General features: G+C 63.9%; 24 protein-coding genes and 1 pseudogene. 11 read left to right on the top strand and 14 right to left on the bottom strand.

Features of this window, described 5'->3' with window-relative positions; genetic code table 11:
* Position 1: 1 nt before the first annotated feature.
* The 6 genes from AC0L2Z_RS00315 to AC0L2Z_RS00340 all read right to left on the bottom strand — a co-directional run bounded on the left by AC0L2Z_RS00315 (position 2) and on the right by AC0L2Z_RS00340 (position 6,902).
* The gene (locus AC0L2Z_RS00315) at positions 2–862 is read right to left on the bottom strand and encodes an ABC transporter permease (RefSeq protein WP_128245434.1); all 861 of its coding nucleotides are present in this window, start codon (positions 860–862) and stop codon (positions 2–4) included.
* 70 nt (positions 863–932) lie between these two features.
* Positions 933–1,937 carry an ABC transporter substrate-binding protein gene (locus tag AC0L2Z_RS00320; protein ID WP_128245435.1) on the bottom strand — a complete coding sequence of 335 codons (1,005 nt, stop codon included), beginning with the start codon at positions 1,935–1,937 and terminating at the stop codon, positions 933–935.
* A 55-nt stretch (positions 1,938–1,992) separates the two neighbouring features.
* Entirely contained in the window at positions 1,993–3,468 is a 1,476-nt protein-coding gene (locus AC0L2Z_RS00325) for an aldehyde dehydrogenase (protein ID WP_128245436.1), read from the bottom strand.
* Complete coding sequence (locus AC0L2Z_RS00330) at positions 3,465–4,517, bottom strand: LLM class flavin-dependent oxidoreductase (protein WP_473626210.1); 1,053 nt, start codon at positions 4,515–4,517, stop codon at positions 3,465–3,467. The genes AC0L2Z_RS00325 and AC0L2Z_RS00330 overlap by 4 nt, the downstream gene beginning before the upstream one ends.
* Positions 4,514–6,322: an alpha/beta fold hydrolase gene (locus tag AC0L2Z_RS00335; RefSeq protein WP_473626211.1), complete on the bottom strand. Its 1,809-nt coding sequence runs from the start codon at positions 6,320–6,322 to the stop codon at positions 4,514–4,516. Before AC0L2Z_RS00335 ends, AC0L2Z_RS00330 begins: the two co-directional genes overlap by 4 nt.
* Positions 6,315–6,902 carry an amino acid synthesis family protein gene (locus AC0L2Z_RS00340; RefSeq protein WP_023800447.1) on the bottom strand — a complete coding sequence of 196 codons (588 nt, stop codon included), beginning with the start codon at positions 6,900–6,902 and terminating at the stop codon, positions 6,315–6,317. The genes AC0L2Z_RS00335 and AC0L2Z_RS00340 overlap by 8 nt, the downstream gene beginning before the upstream one ends.
* A gap of 146 nt (positions 6,903–7,048) precedes the next feature.
* Between AC0L2Z_RS00340 and AC0L2Z_RS00345 the strand changes: the two genes are divergently transcribed.
* The 4 genes from AC0L2Z_RS00345 to kce all read left to right on the top strand — a co-directional run bounded on the left by AC0L2Z_RS00345 (position 7,049) and on the right by kce (position 10,594).
* Positions 7,049–7,720 (top strand): GntR family transcriptional regulator, encoded by a 672-nt coding sequence (locus AC0L2Z_RS00345; protein WP_091597522.1) that lies wholly within the window; start codon positions 7,049–7,051, stop codon positions 7,718–7,720.
* A gap of 149 nt (positions 7,721–7,869) precedes the next feature.
* Complete coding sequence (locus AC0L2Z_RS00350; protein WP_419696067.1) at positions 7,870–8,676, top strand: SDR family oxidoreductase; 807 nt, start codon at positions 7,870–7,872, stop codon at positions 8,674–8,676.
* 11 nt (positions 8,677–8,687) lie between these two features.
* The gene (locus AC0L2Z_RS00355; protein ID WP_473626213.1) at positions 8,688–9,635 is read left to right on the top strand and encodes a 3-hydroxyacyl-CoA dehydrogenase; all 948 of its coding nucleotides are present in this window, start codon (positions 8,688–8,690) and stop codon (positions 9,633–9,635) included.
* A complete protein-coding gene (kce, locus tag AC0L2Z_RS00360; RefSeq protein ID WP_473626215.1) occupies positions 9,632–10,594 on the top strand; it encodes a 3,5-dioxohexanoate:acetyl-CoA acetone transferase in 963 nt (320 codons plus the stop codon). The genes AC0L2Z_RS00355 and kce overlap by 4 nt, the downstream gene beginning before the upstream one ends.
* A gap of 69 nt (positions 10,595–10,663) precedes the next feature.
* On the opposite strand, the gene AC0L2Z_RS00365 is transcribed toward kce, so the two are convergent.
* Positions 10,664–10,909 carry a hypothetical protein gene (locus AC0L2Z_RS00365; RefSeq protein WP_198032841.1) on the bottom strand — a complete coding sequence of 82 codons (246 nt, stop codon included), beginning with the start codon at positions 10,907–10,909 and terminating at the stop codon, positions 10,664–10,666.
* Between AC0L2Z_RS00365 and AC0L2Z_RS00370 the strand changes: the two genes are divergently transcribed.
* Both AC0L2Z_RS00370 and AC0L2Z_RS00375 read left to right on the top strand, forming a co-directional pair.
* On the top strand, positions 10,896–12,107 hold the full coding sequence (locus tag AC0L2Z_RS00370) for an acyl-CoA dehydrogenase family protein (protein WP_473626217.1): 1,212 nt from the start codon (positions 10,896–10,898) through the stop codon (positions 12,105–12,107). The genes AC0L2Z_RS00365 and AC0L2Z_RS00370 overlap by 14 nt on opposite strands.
* Before the next feature lie 31 nt (positions 12,108–12,138).
* Positions 12,139–13,170: a phosphotransferase family protein gene (locus AC0L2Z_RS00375; RefSeq protein WP_473626219.1), complete on the top strand. Its 1,032-nt coding sequence runs from the start codon at positions 12,139–12,141 to the stop codon at positions 13,168–13,170.
* A gap of 43 nt (positions 13,171–13,213) precedes the next feature.
* Here the strand turns inward: AC0L2Z_RS00375 and AC0L2Z_RS00380 are convergent, their stop codons facing one another.
* The 6 genes from AC0L2Z_RS00380 to AC0L2Z_RS00405 form a co-directional block, all read right to left on the bottom strand.
* Complete coding sequence (locus tag AC0L2Z_RS00380) at positions 13,214–13,708, bottom strand: sarcosine oxidase subunit gamma (protein ID WP_473626221.1); 495 nt, start codon at positions 13,706–13,708, stop codon at positions 13,214–13,216.
* Positions 13,701–16,649: a sarcosine oxidase subunit alpha family protein gene (locus AC0L2Z_RS00385; protein ID WP_473626222.1), complete on the bottom strand. Its 2,949-nt coding sequence runs from the start codon at positions 16,647–16,649 to the stop codon at positions 13,701–13,703. Before AC0L2Z_RS00385 ends, AC0L2Z_RS00380 begins: the two co-directional genes overlap by 8 nt.
* Positions 16,646–16,942 (bottom strand): sarcosine oxidase subunit delta, encoded by a 297-nt coding sequence (locus AC0L2Z_RS00390; protein WP_473626223.1) that lies wholly within the window; start codon positions 16,940–16,942, stop codon positions 16,646–16,648. The genes AC0L2Z_RS00385 and AC0L2Z_RS00390 overlap by 4 nt, the downstream gene beginning before the upstream one ends.
* Positions 16,943–16,955: 13 nt before the next feature.
* On the bottom strand, positions 16,956–18,212 hold the full coding sequence (locus tag AC0L2Z_RS00395; RefSeq protein WP_473626225.1) for a sarcosine oxidase subunit beta family protein: 1,257 nt from the start codon (positions 18,210–18,212) through the stop codon (positions 16,956–16,958).
* Positions 18,213–18,221: 9 nt separating this feature from the next.
* A complete protein-coding gene (locus tag AC0L2Z_RS00400; RefSeq protein WP_473626226.1) occupies positions 18,222–19,370 on the bottom strand; it encodes a M24 family metallopeptidase in 1,149 nt (382 codons plus the stop codon).
* Between the two features lie 76 nt (positions 19,371–19,446).
* The gene (locus AC0L2Z_RS00405) at positions 19,447–20,637 is read right to left on the bottom strand and encodes a M24 family metallopeptidase (protein WP_473626228.1); all 1,191 of its coding nucleotides are present in this window, start codon (positions 20,635–20,637) and stop codon (positions 19,447–19,449) included.
* Positions 20,638–20,853: 216 nt separating this feature from the next.
* On the opposite strand from AC0L2Z_RS00405, the gene ehuB reads away from it, so the two are divergent.
* The 5 genes and pseudogenes from ehuB to AC0L2Z_RS00430 all read left to right on the top strand — a co-directional run bounded on the left by ehuB (position 20,854) and on the right by AC0L2Z_RS00430 (position 24,665).
* Positions 20,854–21,723, top strand: a complete 870-nt coding sequence (gene ehuB, locus AC0L2Z_RS00410; RefSeq protein WP_023800462.1) for an ectoine/hydroxyectoine ABC transporter substrate-binding protein EhuB — start codon at positions 20,854–20,856, stop codon at positions 21,721–21,723.
* Positions 21,724–21,778: 55 nt separating this feature from the next.
* Positions 21,779–22,507, top strand: a complete 729-nt coding sequence (ehuC, locus tag AC0L2Z_RS00415) for an ectoine/hydroxyectoine ABC transporter permease subunit EhuC (RefSeq protein WP_091597301.1) — start codon at positions 21,779–21,781, stop codon at positions 22,505–22,507.
* Positions 22,504–23,064, top strand: a pseudogene (gene ehuD / locus AC0L2Z_RS00420) (ectoine/hydroxyectoine ABC transporter permease subunit EhuD); the annotation flags it as partial. The gene ehuC and the pseudogene ehuD, both read left to right, overlap by 4 nt.
* 93 nt (positions 23,065–23,157) lie before the next feature.
* Positions 23,158–23,937, top strand: coding sequence for an ectoine/hydroxyectoine ABC transporter ATP-binding protein EhuA (ehuA, locus tag AC0L2Z_RS00425; protein ID WP_473626605.1), 780 nt, complete (start codon positions 23,158–23,160; stop codon positions 23,935–23,937).
* Positions 23,934–24,665 (top strand): GntR family transcriptional regulator, encoded by a 732-nt coding sequence (locus tag AC0L2Z_RS00430; RefSeq protein ID WP_473626229.1) that lies wholly within the window; start codon positions 23,934–23,936, stop codon positions 24,663–24,665. The genes ehuA and AC0L2Z_RS00430 overlap by 4 nt, the downstream gene beginning before the upstream one ends.
* A gap of 28 nt (positions 24,666–24,693) precedes the next feature.
* Here the strand turns inward: AC0L2Z_RS00430 and AC0L2Z_RS00435 are convergent, their stop codons facing one another.
* The gene (locus tag AC0L2Z_RS00435) at positions 24,694–24,861 is read right to left on the bottom strand and encodes a hypothetical protein (protein ID WP_473626230.1); all 168 of its coding nucleotides are present in this window, start codon (positions 24,859–24,861) and stop codon (positions 24,694–24,696) included.
* Between the last annotated feature and the right edge of the window lie 127 nt (positions 24,862–24,988).

Raw genomic sequence — 24,988 nt, forward strand, 5'->3', positions numbered from 1 at the left:
CTCAGATGCCTCCTGTCATGCGCTTGGCGCCGACGAGGCGCAGCTGCAGCGCGTAGAGCGCCATGGTCACCAAAAGCAGGATGAAAGCCGCCGCGCTTCCGAGCCCCCAGTTGAGCAAGGACTGGATCATCTGGGCAATCATTGCGGCGAGCATCATGTTGGAGGTGCCGCCGAGCAGCGTCGGTGTCACGAAATAGCCGAGCGACATGACGAAAACCATCAGGCCGCCTGCAGCGATTCCGGGAAGCGACAAGGGCAGCAGAATGCGGCGGAAGGCGTCGAAGGGACTCGCACCGCACAGAGCGGCGGCGCGCAGCGTCATCGGATCGATGGCGCGCAGCGTTCCGACCAGTGGCAGTATCATGAAGGGCAGCATGATGTAGACCATGCCGATGGTGACGCCGGTCAGGTTGTTGATCAGCGGCAGCGGCTCGCTGATCAGGCCGATATCCATCAGCGTCCGATTGATGACGCCGGTGCGTTGGAGCAGCACCATCCAGGCATAGGTGCGGGTGAGCAGATTGGTCCACATCGACAGGATGATGATGCCGAAGACGATCGAGCCGAGGGCAGGCGGCATGATTGCCAGCATCCAGGCGACTGGAAACGCCACGATCACGGTTACGGCGGTGACGACGGTGGCGACCAGAAAGGTGTTGAAGAAGACCCGCGCATAGGTGCCGTCGCCAAACAGGGTGGCGTAGTTCTGCAGGCCCGGCACGGGTTCGGTCAAGCTGCGCAACAGCAGCGCAACAACCGGCACCACGAAGAACAGGGTGATGAGGGTCAGCGCCGGCAAGGCGCCGCCGATACCGTCGGGCCTTCGGAGGATTGGCTGTCGATGAAGCAAATTGCCCGACATTGGCGATGATCCCGGCAGCTCAGGCGGGACGCCTAGCGACGCCCCGCCGGTTCATGGGTGAGGTCGGCGGCTATTTGGCCTGCCAGGCGTACCAGCGCTCGGCGATCTTATCGCGGTTTTCAGCCCAGTAGTTCATGTCGAGGTTGATCTGCCCGTCGACATAGGCGTCCGGCAGCGACTTGACGACATCGGCCGGCATTTCGGCCTTGGCTGCCGTGTTGATGGGTGCGTAGCCGCTTGCTTCAGCAAACATGGCCTGGCTTTTCGGGCTTGTCGCAGCGGCCAGGAATTTCATGGCGCTCGCCTTGTTCTTCGAACCCTTGGGAATGACGAGCACGTCGGCGGCGGTCATGTTCTGGTTCCAGGATACGCCGACATCGGCGCCGTCCTGCTCGAGGGCGAAGACACGTCCGTTCCAGAGCTGCCCGAAGGCTGCCTCACCGGAGGCGATCAGCTGCTGCGACTGCGCGCCGCTGTCCCACCAGACGATTTCCGATTTGATCGTGTCGAGTTTCTTGAACGCCCGGTCGAGGTCGAGCGGATAGAGCTTGTCTGCCGGCACGCCGTCGGCCAACAGCGCAATCTCGATGACGCCCGGCGCCGACCATTTGTAGAAAGTGCGTTTGCCGGGAAATTTCGTCAGGTCGAACATGTCGGCCCAGCCCGCCGGTTCGGCCGACACCGCCCCTTTGTTCCAGGCAAGAACGAAGGAGTAGTAGAAGCTGCCGACCGCATGCTCGGTGGTGAAGCGAGGATCGAGATCGGCTTTCGGCACGACGTTGAAATCGATCGGCTCGAGCAGGCCGTCCTTGGCCGCCTTGATGGCGAAATCCATTTCGACATCGACGACATCCCAGGCGACGCTGCCGCCTTCCACCATGGCTTTCAACTTGCCGTAGTCGGTCGGGCCGTCCTGCAGGACCTTGATGCCGGAACTGGCTTCGAACGGAGCGGCCCAGGATTTGGTCTGCGCCTCCTGGGTGGTTCCGCCCCAGCTGGTGAACACCATTTCATCGGCCCGTGCGGCGGTGGCTGCCAGGAGTCCGGCCAAAATGCCGGTCAAAATCAGTTTCATGTCGTTCTCCTCTGTTGGTTGTCTGGTTCTTGTTTTTATGAATTGCGCGATTGCCTCATCGCATGACGAACGGGTCCGGGATCGGCTCGTCGGATATCCGTATCCAGACGGATTTCGGGCGCGTGTAGTCGCGGATGGCGTCGAGCCCGCCCTCGCGGCCGAGCCCCGACTGACCGTAGCCGCCGAACGGCACGAGCGGCGAAACCGCGCGGTATGTGTTGACCCAGACGACGCCGGCATGGATGTCGCGCGCCATGCGGTGCGCCTTAGCGAGATTGGTGGTGAACACGCCCGAGGCGAGGCCGAACGGCGTGTCATTGGCAAGCGCCAGGGCTTCGGCTTCCGTGTCGAAGGTGAGAACGCTGAGCACCGGACCGAACAATTCCTCGCGCACGCAGGGCAGCGCTGAATCCTCGGCATCGATGATGGTCGGTGCGTAGTAGAAGCCGTGCGGATGATTGTCGGGCCTTTTTCCGCCGGTGACCAGCGTCCCGCCATTGGCAAGGCTTTCGGCAACGATCGTCTCGATCCATTCCCGTTGGCGTGGCGTTGCCAATGGCCCCATTTCTGTGGCCAGATCCTGCGGATCGCCGATTCTGATGGCCTCGGCCTTGTGCTTCAGCCTGTCCAGGAACTCGGCCTTTATCGAACGCTCGACAAGCAGCCGGGAGCCGGCGACGCAGCTTTGTCCAGACGCTGCGAAAATCCCGGCCACCACCGCGTTGGCCGCGCTGTCCAGGTCGGCGTCGGCGAAAACGACAACCGGACTTTTCCCGCCCAGCTCCAGCGTCGTATAGGCGAGATTTTCCGCCGTGTTGCGGACGATAGCGCGAGCGGTCGAAGGTCCGCCGGTGAAGGCGACGCGTGAAACCAGCGGATGACTTGTCAGGCGCTGGCCGCAATCGTGTCCGAACCCGGTCAGTATGTTGACGCTTCCGGCGGGAAATCCGGCCTCATGAACGAGTTCGGCGAAGGCCAGCAGCGGCGCTGGACCGTCCTCCGAGGCTTTCAGGACGACCGTGCAGCCGGCGGCCAGCGCCGGGCCGAGCTTGACGGCCGAAAGGAAGAGCTGCGAATTCCACGGCACGACGGCAGCGACGACGCCGATCGGCTCGCGTCGGATGGTGACGTCCATATCGGCCTTGTCGATCGGCACATGCGAGCCTTCATGCTTGTCGGCAAGCCCGCCATAGTAGCGATAATAGTCGCCGACATAGGCGATCTGGGCGCGGGTCTCGCGGATGATCTTGCCGGTGTCGCGCGTTTCCAGTTCGGCCAGGCGGCCGGCATTGGCGACGACCAGGTCGCCGAGGCGCACCAGCAGCTTGCCGCGCGCCGTCGCCGTCAGCGAGGCCCACGCGGCCGAGTGCAGCGTCCGGTGCGCCGCCTCGACGGCGCGGTCGACATCGGCCTCGGTTGCGGCGGGCATCGTCGCCCAGGGCGCTCCGGTTGATGGATCGATGCTTTCGAAGGTGGCTGTCGGCGTATCGAACGCCCCATCTATGAAGTTGCTGAAGGCCACAAGGGTCATTGCGGCCTCCCATGCCCGAAGGCTGGCATCACCTTGTCGACGAACAGCTGCAGCGACTTCTTCTTGCGCTCGTGCGGCAGGCCGCTGTCGATCCAGATCGAGTACTGGTCATAGCCGAGCGCCTCATATGCCTTAAGCCGGGTGATCACCTCTTCGGCTTCGCCGATGACCAGGTTCTGTCGGATTTTGTCCGGCGCATATTGCGGCATGGCTGCGATCTCGTCGCCGGAGAGCGCTTCCAATATGCCTTGGCGAACCGGCTTCTTGTTCTGGAACCACGCGCCGAACTGGCAGTAGAACAGCGACAGGTCCCTCGTCAGTTGCTCCGCATCGGCGGCGTCTTCGGCAACGAATGTGTGCATCAGCAGCATGATCTCGGGGCGGGCCATGTCGGGATGCGCCGCGCACGCCGCGTTGAAGCGCTCCATCAGGCTGGTTACTTCGTCGTCGCCGGAGGCGAGCGGCGTCACCTGAACGTTGCAGCCGTTGGAGACGGCGAAGTCGTGCGAGTTCGGATCGCGCGCCGCCACCCAGATCGGCGGGTGCGGCTTTTGCACCGGCTTGGGCGATGAGGTGGTCGAGGGAAACGACCAGAATTCGCCGGACATCTCGAAATCGCCTTCCCAGAGGCCCTTGATGGCCGGGATGATCTCGCGCATGCGCTGGCCCGCGCCCCAGGCGTCGAGCCCAGGGAACAGGCGTTGGTACTCGTAGCTGTAGGCGCCGCGGGCGATGCCGATGTCGAGCCGGCCGCCGGTGACGACATCGGTCATGGCTGCCTCGCCGGCGAGCTTGATCGGATGCCAGAACGGCGCGATGACGGTTCCTGTGCCGAGCCGGATGCGCTTCGTCCTGGCGCCGAGATAGGCGATGTTGATGAACGGGTTTGGCGAGATGGTGAACTCCATGCCGTGGTGTTCGCCGATCCAGGCCGTCTCGAAGCCTGCCGCCTCGGCCATCACGACCAGTTCCTCAAGCTCATCGATGAGGTCGGCATGCGGCTTTGCCGGGTCCGAGCGTTCCATATGGACGAAGAGCGAGAACTTCATATCTGTTGACCCGGACTGGAAGTGTTGATTGCTACCGGCTTGGCGAGCGGACGGACTTCACCTTCGACCTCGTTGCCGACATAGACTCCAAACGCATCCTCCCGACATTCGCGAACATAGCGGGCGAGCATCGAGCGCACGGCAGCGTCGGCGATGTTCAGTCCGGCAATCCTGTCGATGTCGACGAGCCGAACCTGGCGATCGCTGGAGTGGGGCGCGGCTACCGTGCCGCGGTAGTAGACGTGCGTTCGCGATGGGCTTGCGGCGTCGTCCCAGACCGCAAACAGGAATCCGAGATGAGCCTCGATGGCTTTCGCAGCGAGGCGTCCCCTAAGGCTTCGCGTGTCGCCGGGTGCCACGAGCCCTCGGCCCGCCGGCAGTTCGAAAAAGCCGTCGGCGGTTTCGAGGAACAGCACGCGGCCTTCATCTTCGAGGATGGCGCCGACCTCCATGTCGGGCGGCGCGGCCGCCAGTGCTTCCTGGCTGAGGCCGGGCGAGACGTAGGCGCCACGGCAATAGCCGAGGGGCTGCGATGAATTGTGGGAGAATTCGCGAACGCGGCCGATGAGGATCGAATGGTCGCCGGCGTCGACCAATTGCTCCATGTCACAGTCGAACGTCGCCACCGATCCAGCGAGCAGCGGGCTGCCGGTCGGGCCGAAGCGCCACTCGACAGCCGAGAACTTGTCCTGCGATTTCGAAGCGAAGACGCCGGACGCGGCTCGCTGTTCCTCCGAGAGCACGTTGATGGCAAAGCACTTCGAGGTCGAAAACACCGGATGACCCAGCGCTTTCTTGGCGATGCAGACCAGCACAAGCGGCGGATCGAGCGAAACGGATGTAAACGAATTGGCGGTGAAGCCTCGAGGCTCTCCTTCCGGCCCGATCGCGGTGACGATTGTAACGCCGGTCAGGAAGGAACCGAGCGCCCGCCTGAATTCGCCCGCGTCGAAGGCTGTGTCCATTGCCGGTCGCGCCGATGTGCTTGCGCCGTCGTTGCTCTCGAGAAAATCGACAATGCGCCGTGTGACCACGTCAGGCGAGGCTACGGCCATCATATGTCGTTCGCCCTCCAGAACGACGCAGCGACCGCGCGGCGCGAGGCGTGCCATCGCCGCCGACATCGCAGGCGAGGAATTCCTGTCCTGCGAGCCGGTCATGAACAGGGCCGGCATTGCGAGACCGGAAAGACGATCGCCATGCGCCGCATCGGCATGGGCGAAAAGTCGATAGGTGCGCGCATAGCCCTCGGAGTTGACGCTTTGCAGTGCCACGCGCGTCATCCTTGCCGCCTCGGCCAGGCTGTCGGGGACCGGGTTGCCGAACCAGCGCGCGATCGTTGCGTCCGTCCCCGACGGGTTTTCCGCGCCATTCAGTTCGGCGGCGCGCTCGCGCACTGCCTGCGCAAGCTCCGCCGGGCGGCGAAAAACCGCATTGAGCGAGACGAGGCTACGAACCCGTTCGGGTGCGTTGAGAGCGATTTCCTGCCCGACCAGCGCCCCCATTGAATGGCCAACGATCGAGACGGCATCCAGGCCAAGGTGATCGAGAAGCCGAATTGCCTGTCCGGCATAATCGGCAAGGCTGGCGTCCTCGGGCGGCAACGGCGACTGGCCGTGTCCCAGGATGTCGATTGCGATCACATCCCATCTGTTTTTCATCAGCTCGATCTGGGGTGCCCAGATCGCCGCGTTCATGCCGACACCGTGGATGAGAAGGACCGGCGCGCCGGATCCGGCACGGATGAAACCGGTGCCGTCAGGCGCCGTTCCGCGATGCCAGCCACGGTCCGTCAGCTCAGCCATGCAGGTCGCCGACCTCCTTGAGATCCTGGTAGCGGTCGCCGATGCGATGATGCGGTCGTCCGCCGATCGAGGCGCCAAGCGCCACCACCAACTCGTCCGGCGCCGGCGCGTCGCCGATCTGGAAGTGCACCGTCAGGTAGTGCGAACGTCGGCCTTCATCGTTCTTGTCCATGAGCGGGATCATGATCGGCGTGTTCGGCCCGCCGCGCAGGTTGGTGAAGGCAAGATAGGTCTTGGCGCCGACGGCACGCCGATAGTGGTTGCCGAAATGCAGCGTGTGGATGAGCGCCGAGGCATGCTCGATCTCGCCTGATGTGCCGCAGATTGCGGCCTTGCCGTAGCCTTCGATCGCTTCGCCGGATCCGGCGACTGCGAGGATTTCATGGGTCAGCATCTCCCCCAGAACCGGCGCATAGGCGCGGATCTCGGGCGAAAGGTCCTCGGTGAAACCGCGCCCGGCCCAGGGGTTGTCGAGCACCGCCGCCACGCCGATCAGGCGCAGCGGCCGGGGGGCCGCCTTGCCGCCTTCGATTAGCGTGTTCTCGACATGGGTGACGATCTTTCGAATGGCCGGCTTCATCGAATCCTCGGTGTCGGGTCGGCTGAGGCATCCGGAAAAGTTCCGCTTTTGCCTAGCTGTCTTATGGTATACCATACTATTGAAGACCAAATCCCTTGTCAACGGATCGTCGAATCTGTTTCTTGCGGATGCTGGGAGTATATGAATTGGCCGACGACACACTGAGGATCGAACGATCCGCCAAGACGCTGAGAACGCTGGCGCTGGAGCGCATGCGCGACGCGATCATGGGGTTTCACTTCCAGCCTGGCGAACGGTTGGTCGAGCGGCCGCTTTGCGACCAGCTCGGCGTCAGTCGCTCGGTGGTGCGCGAGGTCCTGCGGCAGTTGGAGACCGAGGGCCTCGTCCAGATGATACCTGGCCATGGACCCGCGGTGGCCAGGCCGGATCTCAGCCGCACCGACGAGATTTATGAACTGCGCGCTCTGATGGAGGGCATCGCGGCGCGCGCCTGCGCGCTGACGGCGACTGAGGGCCAGATCGCCGCGCTTGAGCGCGCGTTCGATGTGCTGCTCAAGGCGTGGGCATCAGCCAATCCGATCGAGGTGATGCGGGCGACCACAAAATTCTACGAGGTGCTTTTCGATGCCGCCGACAAGCGCATCGCCTGGGAGATCGTCCAGGGTCTGAACGTCCGCATCAACCAGCTGCGTTCCATGACCATCGCTTCGGAGAATCGCCGCGATGCCGCAATTGCCGAAATGACCGACATTATGAACGCGATCAAGTCGCGCAACGGCGATGCCGCCGAAGCCGCGGCCCGGCGGCATGTGGAGCAGGCCTGGCGAATTGCGCAACAGACCCTTCGCAACAGCTGAAGCAGAAATTTCACATTACGGTATCGCCCGTCGCCTCGCAGAGGGCAGTGCTTTCGTCACAATTTCAGGGGCAATATTGTACGGCTTGGTCGTTCTGGGCGCTGTCATGGCGCTGCGCGAACGGCGGCTGCAATGAGAAGGGATACACGATGAGCAAAGGGGCGCCGACATCGGCGGATGATTTTCTGACCGGGCTGAAGGGGCAGCGCGTGCTGGTGACGGCAGGCGCCGGCGGCATCGGCCTGGCCATTGCAGAAACGCTGTCGCGGCTCGGCGCGCGCATCGTCGTTTGCGACGTCTCCGACGAGGCGCTGGCCGCCGCTCCGGACAGGATCGCCCTGGTCGCCGCGGTCAAGGCCGATGTCTCGCGCGACGACGACGTCGACCGGCTGTTCGAGACGGTGAAGGAAAAGCTCGGCGGCCTCGACGCGCTGATCAACAATGCCGGCATCGCCGGGCCGACCGGCGGCGTCGACGAAATCGATCCGGCGGAGTGGCGGCGCTGCATCGACATCTGCCTGACCGGCCAGTTCCTCTGCGCCAGGCGTGCCGTGCCGCTGATCAAGGCGGCGGGCGGCGGCTCGATCGTCTCGATGTCGTCCGCCGCCGGCCGCCATGGCTACGCTTTCCGCACCCCCTATTCGGCGGCCAAGTTCGGCGTCATCGGATTCACGCAAAGCCTTGCCAAGGAACTCGGGCCGCACGGCATAAGGGTCAACGCCATCCTGCCCGGCATCGTCGAGGGACCACGCATCGACAAGGTTATCGCCGACCGGGCCAGACAGCTCGGTGTGTCGAACGAGGAGATGACGGAACGCTATCTCCACAACATCTCGCTGCGCCGCATGACCAGCCCCTATGACGTCGCCGCGATGGTCGCTTTCCTGTTGTCCGATGCGGCGATCAACATCTCCGGCCAGTCGCTCGGCGTCGACGGTAATGTCGAAACCCTTTGAGGAGCCCGACCATGATGAAAGTAGCGATTGTCGGCAGCGGGTTCATCGGGCGGGCCTGGGCGATCAGTTTTGCCCGCGCCGGCCACGATGTGCGGATGTGGGACCAGTCGCCGGCCGCGACCGAAGGTGCGCACGATTACATCGCCGGCGTGCTCGGCGACCTCGCTGCGAATGATCTGCTGCGGGGGCAGGCAATCTACGTCGTGCTTGGTCGCATTGCCGTCGTTGCGGAGCTCGAAGAAGCGCTGGCCGATGCGGTCCATATCCAGGAGAACACGCCCGAAAACCTCGACGTGAAGCGCGAGGTGTTCTCGCAGATCGATGCAATGGCCGCTCCGCAAGCGGTGATCGCCAGTTCCACCTCAGCGTTGCTGCCGTCGAAATTCACCGACCATCTGCAAGGGCGGCACCGCTGCCTGGTCGTGCATCCGATCAATCCGCCCTACCTCATCCCGGCCGCGGAAGTCGTGCCGGCGCCATGGACGTCTTCCGAAACGGTCGAAAGGACCCGCGCCTTCCTCGTCGATGCGGGCCACGCGCCGCTGGTGATGAAGCACGAGCTCGACGGCTTCATCATGAACCGCCTGCAGGGCGCGCTGCTGGAGGAGGCTTTTCGACTTGTCGCCGACGGCTATGCCAGCGTCGAGGATGTCGATATCGGCATTCGCGACGGGCTGGCGCTGCGCTGGTCGTTCATGGGTCCGTTCGAAACGATCGACCTTAATGCGCCGGGCGGTGTACGCGACTATATCGAGCGCTATCAATCGATCTATGCCAACATTTTTCCGCAGATGCTGCGCCGCGTCGACTGGGCCGGCGAAGTCATCGAGACGGTGGAGGACGACCGCCGCAAGCGGCTGCCGCGGGAAGAACTCGGCGAACGGCAGGTTTGGCGCGACCGCCGGCTGATGGCGCTGGCCGCGCACAAGAAAAAATCGGATCAGGAGTTTGGAAGATGACGGAAACAAGCCGCAAGCCCGGTGCTACGCAGACCAGGGGCAAAATTATCATCACCTGTGCGGTGACAGGGGCGATCCATACACCGACCATGTCGCCCTATCTGCCGATCACGCCGGACCAGATCGCGTCCGAGGCGATCGCGGCGGCGGAGGCAGGTGCGGCGATCCTGCACCTGCATGCCCGCGACCCCGAGACCGGCAAGCCCGACCAGACGCCGACGGCCTTCGCCCGCTTCCTGCCGCGCATCAAGCAGGCCACCAATGCCGCCATCAACATCACCACCGGCGGCAGTCCCTACATGAAGGTCGAGGAACGCGTGCGCCCGGCCGCCGAGTTCAAGCCAGAGGTCGCCTCGCTCAACATGGGCTCGATCAATTTCGGGCTCTATCACCTTGTCGACAAATACGAGACTTTCAAGTTCGACTGGGAAAAGCCGCATCTGGAAGCGACGCGTGACCTGGTCTTCCGCAACTCGTTCAAGGACATCGAATACATCCTTGCGACCTGCTACGACAACGGCACGCGCTTCGAGTTCGAGTGCTACGACATCGCCCATCTCTACAATCTCTCGCACTTCGCCGATCGCGGGCTGGTCAAGCCGCCGTTCTTCGTGCAGTCGGTGTTCGGTCTGCTTGGCGGCATCGGCACCCATCCCGAAGATGTCGCCCATATGAAGCGCACCGCCGACCGGCTGTTCGGCGACCAGTTCCGCTGGTCGGTGCTCGGTGCCGGCGCCAGCCAGTTGCGCATCGCCGCGCAGTCGGCAGCCCTTGGCGGCAACATCCGCGTCGGGCTCGAAGACAGTCTGTGGGCCGGCAAGGGTAAGCTTGCCAAATCGAACACCGAGCAGGTGGTGCTTGCCCGCAAGATCATCGAGGGGCTCGGCATGGAAGTGGCGACGCCCGACGAGGCGCGCGAGATCCTGTCACTGAAGGGCGGCGACAAGGTCGCGTTCTGAGGCGGCTCGCCTATCGCCGCACGGTGCCAACAGAGGAGGACGGCATGAAGATCGAAGTCGTGGTGGTCGTTACCGCGCCTCCCCGGCGATGGCGTCCTGCGCGGCAGCCTGTTCGCGATAACCGGCCTTGGCATCAAGGGCGTGGCGGAACCACGCTTCGCCGGATGACGGCAGCTGCAAAAGAGGATAGAGGCGAATAAGGAAAACGAGCGCGCGCTCGATTTCAGATATGGACCCGATGCTTTTCGGCGATCTCGTCCATCGATGGTGGCCACCTCGTTTCATCGCTGGGAGTTTGTCCATGAATTTCGACATTCCCGCCCGCACCGAAGATTACCGCGTCCGCGTTGCCGACTTCGTCGAGCGTGAGATCGTGCCGCTCGAGGCCGACAAGACGTCCTATGACGCACATGGAAATATCGCCTTGCCGCTGCTGGAGACGCTTCGCGCCAAGGCGCGGATGGCGGGCCTGTGGTGCCTGCAGCTCAAGCCCGCATCCGGCGGCGCCGGTCTCGGCAAGATCGACATGGCGGTCTGCTACGAGGAGATGAACCGGTCGATCTTCGGACCCGTGGTGTTCAATTCGGCAGCGCCCGATGATGGCAACATGATGGTGCTCGAGGCGCTCGGCACGCCGGCGCAGCAGGAAAAATGGCTAAAGCCGATTGTCGAGGGCAAGGTGCGCTCGGCCTTTGCCATGACCGAACCGCACCCCGGCGGCGGCTCGGACCCTTCGATGATCATGACGCGTGCTGAACGGCGCGGCGACAAATATGTGGTGACCGGCCGCAAATGGTTCATCACCGGCGCCGAGGAGGCCAGCCATTTCATTCTGATCGCGCGAACCTCGGACGATCCGCGCCATGGTCTGTCGGCTCTGATGTTCCACAAGGACCAGCCGGGCTGGCGCATCATGCGCCGCATAGAGATCATGGGCCCGGAGGAGCATGGCGGGCATTGCGAGCTCGAATTCGATGGGCTCGAAATCCCTGTCGAAGACATGCTGGTTGGCGAGGGCAGGGGCATGAAGGTGACGCAGGTGCGGCTCGGCCCGGCGCGGCTTACCCACTGCATGCGCTGGCTTGGATTGTCCAAGCGTTGCGTCGAGATCGCGCGCGCCTACGCTGCCGAGCGCTATGGTTTCGGCCAGCGCCTCGCCGACCGCGAAAGCGTCCAGCTGAAGCTCGGCGACCTCGCCATGCGCATCGAGATCGGCCGCATCCTGGTGATGAAGGCTGCGTGGGAGCTGGACCGCGGCGGCTTTGCCCGCAAGGAAGTATCGATGGCCAAGGTCCAGGTCGCCAATGTGCTGCATGACGCGGCCGATGTGGCGATCCAGATCAATGGCGCGCGAGGCTATTCCAAGGACACGGTGCTCGAATGGATCTACCGCTATGCGCGCCAGGCGCGGTTGGTCGATGGCGCCGATGAGGTCCACAAGATGGTGCTGAACCGTTTCCTCAACGAGGAGGAGAAGGGCTTCTGGCGCTGGACCGTCGAAGGCGAGGCATAGCGGACGCGGGGTGGCATCTCAGGAGGAAAAGATGCCGTTGAATGCTGATTTCGATCCTGCGGCATTGAAGGGCTTTCTCGCGAACCGCTTCGGCGATGCCGCAATGGCGCTCGAGCGGATCGGCGGCGGGCAGTCCAACCCCACCTACTTCGTCGGCTATGGTCCGCATCGCATGGTGCTGCGCAAGAAGCCGGCCGGGCCGATCCTGCGCGGGGCCCATGCCGTCGACCGCGAGTTCCGCGTGCTTGAAGCGCTCGCAGCGACCAACGTCCCGGTGCCGCGGCCGGTGCTCTATCACGACGGTGTCGAGCCGCTCGGCACGTCCTTTTACTTGATGGAGCGGCTGGATGGTCGCGTTTTCCACGACTGTTCGCTGCCTGGCCTCGTCCCCGCGGAGCGACGCGGCATCTATTTCGGCATGGCCGAAGCGATGGCCAAACTGCATGCTGTCCGTCCCGACGCGGTCGGTCTCGGCGATTACGGCCCGCCCGGCAACTATTTCGAGCGCCAGATTGGCCGCTGGACCCGGCAGCTCAGGGAATCGCCGAGCGACAGAATTCCGGCACTCGAAGCGGTCGCCGACTGGTTGCCGCAGCATCTGCCCACGAATGATGGACGCGTGTCGATCGCCCATGGCGACTTCCGCCTCGGAAATCTGCTGTTCCATCCCGGCAAGCCGGAGGTGATCGGCATTCTCGATTGGGAGTTGTCGACGATCGGCCATCCGCTCGCCGATCTCGGCTTTTGCTCGATGACCTGGCATTCGACGCCAGACGAATATGGCGGCATCCTCGGCCTCGATCATGCCGCCCTCGGCATCCCCAGCCAGCGCGAATTCCTTGACCATTATTTCGCGCATGCCGTACCCACTGCGCCCCTGCAACGCTTCCACCTGGTTTTTTCGCTGTTCCGTTTCGCGGTGATCTTCGTCGGCATCGCCGACCGGGCGCGGGCAGGCAGCGCGGCGTCGGCCGATGCCGCCAGCAAGTCGCCTCTCGCCGGCCGCTTTGCCGCACGTGCTCAAGAGATCATCCAAGGGGCAAGACCGTGGAGCGCCGCCTGAGACGAGCGCTCGCGCCCTGGTCGTTCCCCTACCCGCGGCGTCATCAATCCAGTCCGGAAATCCAGTCCGAGAGGCTTTGCGAAAAACTTCGCGGCACGATGAGTTCGCACGCGGTATCGCCGGTGCGCAGGAACAGCACGGGCACCTGGTGCAAGGATGTCAGCACGGCGCGGCCCGGGGCAGCCGCCGGCGCGCACCAGTCGACGGCGATGCATCTGGAGAGGACCCGCGCGACGCCGTCCCCAGCCATTTTGAAACGCACGCGACCTTCGCCGAGAGAAACCGAACAGCCGAGGTTGGGGTCGACGGCAAGCGAAGGTGCTTGCGCGCCGTCGTCGAGAGCCAGCCACAAGCGGCGAGGCGCGACGCGGATGACGAGGAGACCTTTTTGGCGAACCGTCTCTCCGACTGAGGCAGGAAGTTTCGTGCCGAGCGATGCCGAAAGGTTCGATTCGAATTGCCCCAGCGTGCCGTCCCAGCCCTCGATCTGGATGAGTGGGCAATCGACCACGGACAGGCTGAAATCCGGGCTAGCCATGCAGTCGTTCCCCCTGCGGATCGAGGAATACCGGCGAGACGATTCGGGCACGGACCGTTTCGGCTTTCATCGGATAGACGGCCACGACCTCGCTTCCTTCGCTGGCGACATCGCCGGCAAGCAAGGCCAGCCCGACATAGTGGCCGCGTTCGGGGCTGAAGGTGACGGAGGTGACGCGGCCACGCCCGTGGCCGTAAGGTTTCTCGCCCGGCAGGAACAGGATGGCGCCACCGCGAAGGCGTTTTCCCTCTTCGATGCATTCCAGTCCGACCAGGCGCTGGCGGTCGGGCGCCTGGAAGGCGGGGCGCCGTCGCAGCACGTCGCCGACGAAGCCGGTACGCTTGCCCGCCATGCGGCCGAGGCCAAGATCGTCGAGCGTCGTGCGCCCATCGATGTCAGATCCGGCGACATGGCCCTTTTCGACGCGCAGCGCGCCGAGCGCCTCGACGCCGTAAGGTTTCAGGTCGAGCGGCCTGCCTGCTTCGAGCAGGCGGCTCCAATGCTGTTCACCGGCAGTTGCTCCGACATAGATTTCGTAGGCGCGCTCGCCGGAATAACTGAGGCGCAGGATGCGGAGTGCACGGCCCTGCCATTCGCTTTCGAGCAATCCCATATGCGCAAGTGCCGCATCGGAAACATCGAGAGCGGGAAACGCCGCACTCAGAATTGAGCGGCTTTTCGGTCCGGCAACCGACATCGCCGCCCATTCATCGCTCACCGAAGTCACGGCGACGCGCAAATCCGGCCACGCCGTATCGAGCAGGAACTCGAGACGTGACAGCACGTCGGCGGCCTTGGCGGTCGAGGTGGTCATGAAGAACCGGTTCTCGGCCAGCCGCGTCGTGGTGCCGTCGTCGAAGACGATGCCGTCGTCGCGCAGCATGACGCCGTAGCGCGCATGGCCAACCGGCAGTTTGGCAAAGCCGTTGGCGTAGATGCGATCGAGGAAAATCGCGGCATCCGGGCCCTGGACATCGATCTTGCCGAGGGTGGAGATGTCCATCAGGCCTGCGGCCTGGCGCACACTCCGCATTTCGGCGACATAGGCTTCGTTCACGTCGAGCCCGGATTGCCTGTAGAAATAGGGCCGCATCCAGAGCCCGACCTCCAGCATCTCGGCGCCGTTCGCCATGTGCCAGTCGTGCATCGGCGTGCGGCGGATCGGCTTGAAATGATGGCCGATGGCGCGCCCGGCAAGCGCACCGATGGCGATCGGCGTATAGGGCGGTCGAAAGGTCGTGGCGCCGGTCTCGGGGATCGTTGCGTTGCGCAGCGCCGCCATCGAGGCCAGCGCCGAAAAATTGCTGGTCTTGCCCTGGTCGGTGCCCATGCCGAGCGTGGTGTAGCGCTTCAGGTGCTCGACCGATTCATAGCCCTCGCGATGGGCGAGCTCGATATCCCCGGTCGTCACGTCCATCTGGAAATCGACGAAGGCTTTTCCACGTCCAGCGGCCAGGGCCTCGCGAAGCGGGGCCGCGGCGGTCTCGCCGAGATCGAGTTTCGACGGAGCAGGCACCGGCGCCGACTTGCCGCATGCTGCCGCGGTGCCGGCGCGATGACCGTCCTCGACGGCATCGGCGGTCGAATAAATTCCCATCATCGAGCCGGCGCCGAACCGGTCCGCCGGAAACGCCCCCGGCACGAAGCCGCCAATGTCATTGCGATATTGAGGTTTGACGCCCAGGTGCGAAGTGAGATGCACGGTTGGCGACCAGCCGCCGGATACGCAGACCAGGTCGCAGGCGGCCTCGGACTGGCCGTCCGGTCCGTTGAGCGTTGCCCGCCTGACGGCATGGCCGCCGTTAAGGTCGACGATGCGCGTTGCGGCCCGCACCGTCACGCCGAGCCGTGCGGCTTCTGCGGCAAGTGCGGCGGGCGGCGCTGCACGCAGATCGGCAACCGTCACCTCTGCTCCGCCTGCGGCATAGTCGAAGGCGATGCGCCAGGCGCCGTCATTGGTGGTGGCGACGATGATTTTTTTGCCGGGCAGGATGGCGAAACGGTTGAGATAGGTCCGGGCGGCCGACGCAAGCATGACGCCGGGTCGGTCGTTGTTGGAGAATACCATTGGCTGCTCGATGGCGCCGGTGGCGAAAACGATCGAGCGGGCGCGAACCATTGTGAATGTCTGCAGCACTTCGCCGGCCAGTTGCGGATTGCTTGGGTCGCGTTGCTCGACCAGTCCGATGACATTGCCGTCATAGATGCCGAAAGCGGTCGTCCGCTTCATCAGAGTGACGGTTTCGGAGCTCTCCAGCTCGGCCTCGGCCTGTCTCAACCATGCGGCCGCTGCGCTGTCGGACGGCTCCGCCAGAAGCTGACCGCCGAGCAGGAAATCCTGCTCGATCAGCGCGACCCGCGCGCCGGCCGCTGCGGCAGCACGCGCCGCCGACAATCCAGCCGGGCCGCCGCCGACGATTGCGACATCGGCAAAGGCATGATTGATGTTGTAGCGGTCGGGATCAGGGCCGCTGCCGGCTCTGCCCAGCCCGGCCGCCTTGCGGATAAAGTGCTCGTAGAACATCCAGGCGCGGCGCGTCGGACCCATGAAGGTCTTGTAGTAGAAGCCGGCCGAAAGGAACGGCGCCAACAGGCCGTTGACGCTTTGCACGTCAAAGGCAAGCGAAGGCCAGCGGTTCTGGCTCTCCGCGACTAGGCCGTCTTGGAGTTCCAGCGTCGTCGCCGGCAGGTTCGGCTGGCGCCTGCCTGCGGTTGCAAGCGTGACCAGTGCATTCGGCTCCTCGGCCCCGGCGGAAAAAATGCCGCGTGGACGATGATATTTGAAGCTGCGCCCGACCAGCGTGACGCCGTTGGCGAGCAGTGCGGAGGCAAGCGTATCGCCGCGATATCCGATCAGGCTCCGGCCGTCGAAGGTAAACTCGACCGGCTGCTCGCGGTCGATACGGCCGCCCATCGACAACCGCTTGTGGTTCGAACTCATGCCGGTGATTTCCTGGCCGGTGGTTTCCTGGCCGACAATTTCCTGGCCAGCTCGACCGATGCGATGGCGTGGTTGCGCGTGTCGCGTTCGACCACCAGCCATTGGCGGCAGCCGGTCACGTGCTGCCAGAACTCGCGGTGCAGGCCAGCCGGATTTGTCCTGACATAGACGTAACGGTACCAGGCCTCGGGATCGGGATCGTCGTGCGCCGGACGCGTGACGGAAGCGTCGCCGCCGTAGCGGAACTCGTCATGGTCGCGCAGACCGCAGCAGGGGCATTCGATGCGCAGCATTGTCTTGCGCCTCCTATTGCAGCCAGGCTGAGGGGCCGGCGCCAGCCTCGTCGAGCGTGTGGCCGGTGCGGAAACGATCGAGCCCGTAGGCTGCGATCAACGGGTGCGGCTTGCCGGTGGCGATCGTGTGGGCGAAGCACCAGCCGGAAGCCGGCGTCGCCTTGAAGCCGCCATAGCACCAGCCGCCGTTGAGATAGAGCCCCTCGATCGGCGTCGGGCAGATGATCGGGCTGGCATCAGGCGTCATGTCCATGACGCCGCCCCAATGGCGCAGCAGTCGGATGCGCGAAATGCACGGCATCAGAGCGATCGCCGCCTCCGCCACTTCGCGCACGACGCCCAGATTGCCGCGCTGGGCGTAGGAATTGTAGCCGTCGAGATTGCCGCCGAAGACCAGCCCGCCCTTGTCCGACTGGCTGACGTAGAAATGATCGGCGCCATAGGCGACAACATGGTCCACCAACGGCTTCAGCGGTTCGGTGACAAAGGCCTGCAAGACGTGGCTTTCGATCGGCAGTTCCAGGCCGGCCTTGGCGCCGAGCACGGATGTATGACCGGCAACAGCGAGGCCGACCTTGCCGGCGCCGATCCGGCCTTTCGTCGTTTCGACGCCGACGATCCTGTCGCCGTCGCGGAGGAAGCCTGTCACCTCGCAGTTCTGGATAATGTCGACGCCATGGCCGTCGGCGGCGCGCGCATAGCCCCAGGCGACGGCGTCGTGGCGCGCCGTGCCCGCCCGGCCCTGGAAGATAGCGCCATGGATCGGAAAGCGGGCCGTATCGGAAAAATCGAGATAGGGCACGAGACGGCGCACCTCGTCGCGGTTGAGGATGTCGGCATCGATGCCGTTCAGCCGCATGATGTTGGCGCGGTGGCTGAAGCCGTCGAGCTGGTCGGCGGAATGCGCGGTGACGAGCTGGCCGCGCTGCGAGAACATGACATTGAAGTTCAGCGCCCGCGACATGTTCTCCCAGAGTTTCATCGAGAATTCGTAGAACTGGGTGTTGCCGTCGAGCAGGTAGTTGGAGCGGATGACGGTGGTGTTGCGGCCGACATTGCCGCCGCCGACATAGCCCTTTTCGAGCACCGCGACGTTGCCGATGCCGTGGTTCTCGGCGAGGTAGAAGGCGGTAGCGAGGCCGTGTCCACCGCCGCCGATGACGATCACGTCGTAGGACGGTTTTGGCTCCGCTGCCCGCCAGGCGCGCTGCCAGTTCTTCTGGCCAGACAGCGCGTTGCGGAAAATCGAAAATGCCGAGTAGCGCGCCATGCCTGCGGCCTATCGAACGATCGGGCCGGCCGGCGTGCGGGTAAGCACTTCGGCGCCTGCATCGGTCAGAAGCACGGTGTTGGAGACGAAGTCATCGCCGCGGCCGGTGCCCATCAGCCACGACAGGATGTGGAAGCTCATCCCGGTCTCGATTTCGAGATCGGAATCGTGCCTCAAGCCGGTCACCGAATTGCCGCCGGTCCATGATGGCGGCTGGCCGGCGCCGACCAGATAGCCGCAGTGATGGCGGCGATAGTGGGAAAGACCGGCCTCGTCGGCAACGGCCTGCCAGGCGGCGTAGACGTCGCGCGCCCTGGCGCCGGGCCTGAGTGCCTTGAGGACGGCATCGAACGCCTTGGCGGTCACCTCCGCCATCGCAGCGTCTTCGTCGCTGATATAGCCGATGCGAACGAGCCGGCCGAGCGGCGCGTGATAACGCGAAATGCAGCCGGACAGTTCGACGAAGACTGGCTCGCCCTTGCGGTAGATCCCGTCGCCCCAGGTCGTGTGCTCCTCGCCCAGGCGGGCGGCCGGGCGGATGAAAGGTCCGAAGCCCGGAGCATGACCGCCGGCGCGGATCATCGCCGCAACGCATTGGGCCGCAACCTCCCGTTCGGAGGCGCGGTCCGAGATCGCGGCGATTGCAGCGCCGGCGGCGGCGTCGGTCACTTGTGCCGCCTGACGCATCAGCGCCTGTTCCTCGGCGCTCTTCACTCGCCGCATCCTGTCGACCAGCCCGGAAACATCGCTCCATCTGGCATCGGCCTGCGTCTGGAGTGCGACGGCAAGCCCATGGCTGAGGCCGGCCGTCCAGTATTCGAGGCCGATCCGCTTGCCGGACAGGCTGAGCTCCGCAAGCACCCGCGCGGCAAGGTCGGCCGCCGTTTCGCTGTCGGAATGGCCGCGGAATTCCGCTGCCGTCACCTGTTTCTCGATCGTCACCCTTTCCATCGAGCGGGTGACCAGGACAGGTTTCCCTTCGAGTGGGACGATCAGCAGGTGAGGGGCAAAATATCCCCAGTGATCGAGCCCGGTGAGGTAAAAGACGTTCTCCGGCGAAGCAAAGACCGTCGCGTCGAGCTCGCGCTCGGCCAGCGCCGTGCGGACCCTGACAAGGCGGCCGGCGATTTCGGCTTCGGAAAACGGATTACGGTCCATCAGGCGTCCTCGTTCTGGTTACCGGTTTCGTTGCCGGCATGATCTTTCGTCAGTGACCGGCTTCCAGTCCCCATGCTCAGTCGATGACGATGAGTTCGCGCGCCACGTCGCAGAGGCGTTCGCCGCCGCGATCCGTGACGACGAAGGATTCCGAGATGGCGATGCCGAAATCGTCGAGCCAAACGCCGGCCATGAAATGGAAGCACATCCCGGACTGCATCTTGGTGGTGTCGCCGGGACGAAGACTTGCGGTGCGTTCGCCCCAATCGGGCGGGTAGGCGAGCCCGACCGGATAGCCGACGCGGCTCTCCTTCTTCAGCCCGTTCTTCCTCAACACTGCCTGCCAGGCGGCTTCCACCTCTTCGGCGGTGTAGCCGGGGCGGGCCATCTCAAGGCCGGCGTCGACGCCCTCGACGATCGCCTTGGCCATGTCGACGAGGACTTGCGGCGGCTTGCCGAAATGCACGGTCCGCGTCAGCGCCGCATGATAGCGCCGCCGCACCCCGGCGATCTCCAGAATGGCGAGGCCGCTGTCCGGCAGCGGCGCGTCGGACCAGGTCAGATGCGGCGTGCTGGTGCCCTCGCCGACGGGCATCAGCGGACAGATCGCGGCATAGTCGCCGCCCGCTCCGGGCACGCCCGTGATCTGTGCGTGATAGATTTCCGCAATGACATGGTTCTGCGGCACGCCGGGCCGCATTTTTTCTATGGCGCGTTTCATGGCGTGTGTGCAGATCGCACCGGCCTCGCGGATCAGCACCAGCTCGGCTTCGGATTTGACCAGCCGCGCCCAGTTGACGAGATCGTGGTTGTTGGCGAAGTGCGCGTCAGGCAACCCGCTGACGAGATGGGCATGGCAGCGCGCGGTGTAATAATGCGCGTCCATCTCGACGCCGATGCGGGCGTTTCCCCAGCCACGCGACCGGATCAGCTGGGCGAGTTCGTCATAGGGGTGTTCGACGGGCTGCTGCACCAGCCGTTCCGAGAACGGCACGATGTTCTTCTCCGGCAGGCCGGTGGTCAGGCGTGCGCTCCTGGCGTCCTGCGCCCTGCCGAACCAGATCGGCCGGTCTTCCCTGAGATGGACGAGCACGCATTGCGGAACATAGAACGACCATCCGTCATAGCCCGTCAGCCAGCACATATTAGCTGGGTCCTGACAGATGATGAGGTCGAAGCCGGCCTTCTCCATGCGTGAGTTCACGCCGGCCAGGCGCTGCGCACACTCCGCTTGCGTTAAAGTCCCGAAACCGCTCGCGCTCGCCACCGAAATCCCACCTGCCAGTACGCTGGTTTTTTCTCAAATTGTGCACAACTGGCAATAATGTGTGGTCTGATTACGAATTATTGCCAGATTTCTGTAGTTTTTATATCTTAGCTTGCACAATGTCTAGGGCAGTTGTATACGTCTTGACTGGCAGGTGTCGACCTCGAAGAAGGCCGCGCCCGGGAATATCAGTCAGTTGTTCAATGGGAGAAAAGCATGTTCAAATCATCGATATCGCGCCGGATGGTCGTGAAAGCCGCCGCCTGCCTCGCGCTTGCCGCGACATCATTCACGGCGCTGCCCGCTTATGCGGAAACCACCCTCGAACAGGCCAAGAAGGACGGCTATATCCGCGTCGGCTTTGCCAACGAGGCGCCGTTCGGTTACGCCACGCCTGACGGCAAGCTGACCGGCGAAGCGCCGGAAGTTGCCAAGGCGGTACTCGCCAAGATGGGTATCGCGCAGGTTGACGGCGTGCTGACCGAGTTCGGCTCGCTTATCCCAGGTCTCAAGGCCGGCCGCTTCGATATCATCGCCGCCGGCATGTTCATCAATCCGAAGCGCTGCGCCGAGATCAATTTCTCCGAGCCGTCCTACGGCATCGGTCAGGCCATGCTGGTGGCAAAAGGCAATCCGAAGGGCGTGAAGGACTTTTCCAGCATCAAGGAAAACCCGGATCTCAAGCTCGCCGTGATGGCCGGCGCCGTCGAGGGCGGCTATGCCAAGGATGCTGGTGTCGCCGCCGGGCAGATCGTTGCCTTGCCCGACCAGTCCAGTCTGGTCGCCGCCGTCCAGTCGGGCCGTGCCGACGCTGCCGCGCTAACCGCTCTTTCGATCGCCGACATGGCCAAGAAGGCCGACGGCGTCGAATCGACCAAGCCGTTCGGCGAGGTTGCCGGCAAGTCGGTGAAAGGCCATGGCGGCTTCGGCTTCCGCAAGGAAGATACCGACCTGCAGGAGGCGTTCAACGCCGAGCTGAAGACGTTCCTCGGTTCGCCGGAGCACATCGCGCTGGTCGAGCCGCTCGGCTTCGGCAAGGACTACCTGCCCAACAAGACCACCGCGGAGCTTTGCGCGGGCAAATAGGTTCCCAACTGCTGGCGGCGCGAAAGCGCCGCCCCTTTTTCCTGGGGGAATCCGCATGGGAATCCGTACGCTCGTTGCCATGCTGGTCGTCGCGCTTGTCGTGATCGGTGCCTTGGCAACGCAGGAATCTTACAAAGTGTTTATGCCGGGGCTGCTGCAAGGCGCGGTCCTGACGATCGAGATCGCTATCCTCGGCAGCCTGCTGGCAATCGTGATGGGCGTGCTGGCGGCGCTGGCAAGGATGTATGGCCCGGCGCCGCTCAAATGGCTGGCCACGGTCTATGTCGAGATCTTCCGCGGCACCTCGGCGCTGGTGCAATTGTTTTGGCTGTTTTTCGTGCTGCCGCAATTCGGTGTCACGCTCAACGCATTTCTGGTTGCTGTCCTGGCGCTCGGCCTGAACGTTGGTGCTTACGGATCGGAAGTCGTGCGCGGCGCGATCCAGTCCGTCGCCCGCGGACAGTGGGAGGCGTCTACCGCATTGAACATGAGCCGCCCCCAGATGCTGCGCCGAATCATCCTGCCGCAGGCTTTCGTCGCCATGATCCCGCCTTGGGGCAATCTGTTCATCGAGCTTTTGAAATCGACAGCGCTGGTCTCGCTGATCACGCTCTCGGACCTCGCCTTCAAGGCGCAGCAAATGAACCAGAACACGTTCAAGACCATTCCGATCTTCACCCTCGTCCTGCTGATGTACCTGGCAATGTCGCTGGTCGTGACCATCGGCATGCGGCTTCTCGAAAGGCGGGCTTCGCTCGGATTGGCGCGGGGGAAGGCAGCATGATCTGGGACTGGGCATTTGCTTTTGAAATCCTGCCGGTGCTCGCCAGCGCTGCCATCGTTTCCATCGAGGCGACGCTGATCGGGTTTGCGCTTGCCGCCTCGCTTGGCCTGGTGCTGGCGGTGGTCCGCATCGCCGTGCCGTGGACCGGCTGGACGATTTCGGTGCTGGTCGAACTGATCCGGTCGACCCCGTTGCTGATCCAGATATTCTTTCTCTATTTCGTCTTTCCGAAATTCGGTGTCGTGCTCGACGCCTTCACCGCCGGGGTGCTTGCCATCGGTATCCACTACGCTGCCTATTGTTCCGAGGTCTATCGCGCCGGTTTCGACAACATCCATCGCGGCCAGTGGGAAGCCTCGGTCGCGCTCAATCTGTCGGCCTGGACGACGTTCCGCGACATCATCATTCCGCAGGCGATCCCGCCGATCGTTCCGGCGCTCGGCAACTATCTAGTTGCCTTGTTCAAGGAGACGCCATTGCTTTCCGCAATCGCCGTGCTGGAGCTGATGCAGACGGCCAAGATCATCGGCTCCGAAACCTTCCGCTACACTGAGCCGATGACGCTGGTCGGCCTGTTCTTCCTTGCCATGAGCCTGGTTTCTGCCGCGCTCATTCGCTCCCGAAGGCCTGCTCAACCGGAGGACCATGCGATGACGGAACAACCGATGGTCCACTTCGACAATGTTTCGAAACGCTACGGCGCGCTGACCGTTCTCGACGGGCTCAATCTGGAAATAGCACGCGGCGAGAAGGTCTCCATCATCGGCCCTTCAGGTTCCGGCAAGACCACGGTGCTGCGCATGCTGATGACGCTGGAGACGATCAATGACGGCGTCATCTGGGTCGAAGGCGAGCCGCTCACCCACATGGAGAGGAACGGCAAGCTTGTTCCCGCCGATCTCGCGCACATCCGCAAGATCCGCGCCAAGATCGGCATGGTGTTCCAGTCGTTCAACCTGTTCCCGCACATGACGGCGATGCAGAACTGCATCGAGGCCCCGATAACCGTGCTCGGCATGAAGCGCGCCGATGCCGAGGCGCGTGCGGCCGAGCTGCTCGACATGGTCGGCTTGTCGGAGAAGAAGGACCACTATCCCTCGCAGCTTTCCGGCGGCCAGCAGCAGCGTGTCGCCATCGCCCGCGCTTGCGCCATGCGGCCCAAGATCATGCTGTTCGACGAAGTGACCTCGGCACTCGACCCCGAACTCGTCGGCGAAGTGCTTGAAGTCATCCGAAAACTCGGTAGGGAACATGACCTCACCATGCTGATGGTCACCCACCAGATGGGATTTGCCAAGGAATTCTCCGATCGTGTCTGCTTTTTCCATGCCGGCAAGATCTGCGAGCAGGGGCCGCCAAACGAGTTGTTCGGCGCCCCCAAGAACGAGCGGACGCGGCAGTTCCTGCACGCTGTCCTGGAGGCTGGATGACGCTTGAGACGGATGCCACGCCCCTAGCCGCGACCGCCGCACAGCCGCGCCCGCTGTCGGCGCGGGAGCGGTTCGAGCGTATCTACCGGATACTGCGCGACCGCATCTGCCTGCTCGACTACGCGCCAGGTAGCCATCTCTCCGAGGAAGAGCTTGCCCAGGAATTCCAGATCAGCCGCACGCCGGTTCGCCGTGTCCTGGCGCGCCTCGAATCCGAGGGTCTGGTTCAATCCGTCCATGGTGTCGGCACGATCGTCACCGACGTCGACATCGAGGAATTGCAGCAGGTCTATCACTTGCGCCTGGAGCTGGCGCTCCTCGTCGGCAAGCTTTCGCCGATCCCGCGCACGGCGGACGACCTCGACCGGATAAGGGCACTCATCGCGCGCTGCGATTCCGATGTGCTCAATCCCGACCAGCGCGCTTTCCTGCGCCTCAACATGGATTTTTTCTACGAGCTCACCGCGATGACCGGCAACCAGCCGCTGCGCGAGATCAGCGAGCGCCTATATTTTCAGGTCGCGCGCGTCGTCCTGAAGATGATGCCGCAGTTGGGCCTTGTGGAGGAGTTCACTGCGTTCCGCCGCGAAATGGAAGAGGTGCTTGCCGCCGCCGAGATCGGCGACTGGGAGTCCATCGGGCATATAAGGCGAGCTCATATCTCGATGAGTTTTCGCCGCATGATGCGTCATGCAGGCGAGGCCAGCATGTCGGGTGGAACTCTGTAATTTACGTTTGACCTGGCGCACGCCCGGGTCACGACCGGTGGGCACCGCTTCGTCGGCCGGCGACCAGCTTCAGCCAGGGCGCAAAATGGAAGGCGCTCATCAGCAGGTACATCATCGCCATTTCGTTCAGCGGCGACGCATCTTGCGCAGCGCAGATCATGTCGGCATCACCGGTAACGGCCGTCAGCAGCGCCATGATTGCGAAGGTGGCGCGGCCCCCCCCCCTATCCAAGGGGCCCCCCCCCCGGGCGGGGGGGGGGGGGGGGGGGAATAGGGCGCAAACCAGGCCGAGGGGGGGGGCGGTTTGGGGGGGGGGGGGGGTT

It is taken from the genome of Mesorhizobium sp. WSM4850, from assembly GCF_055811735.1.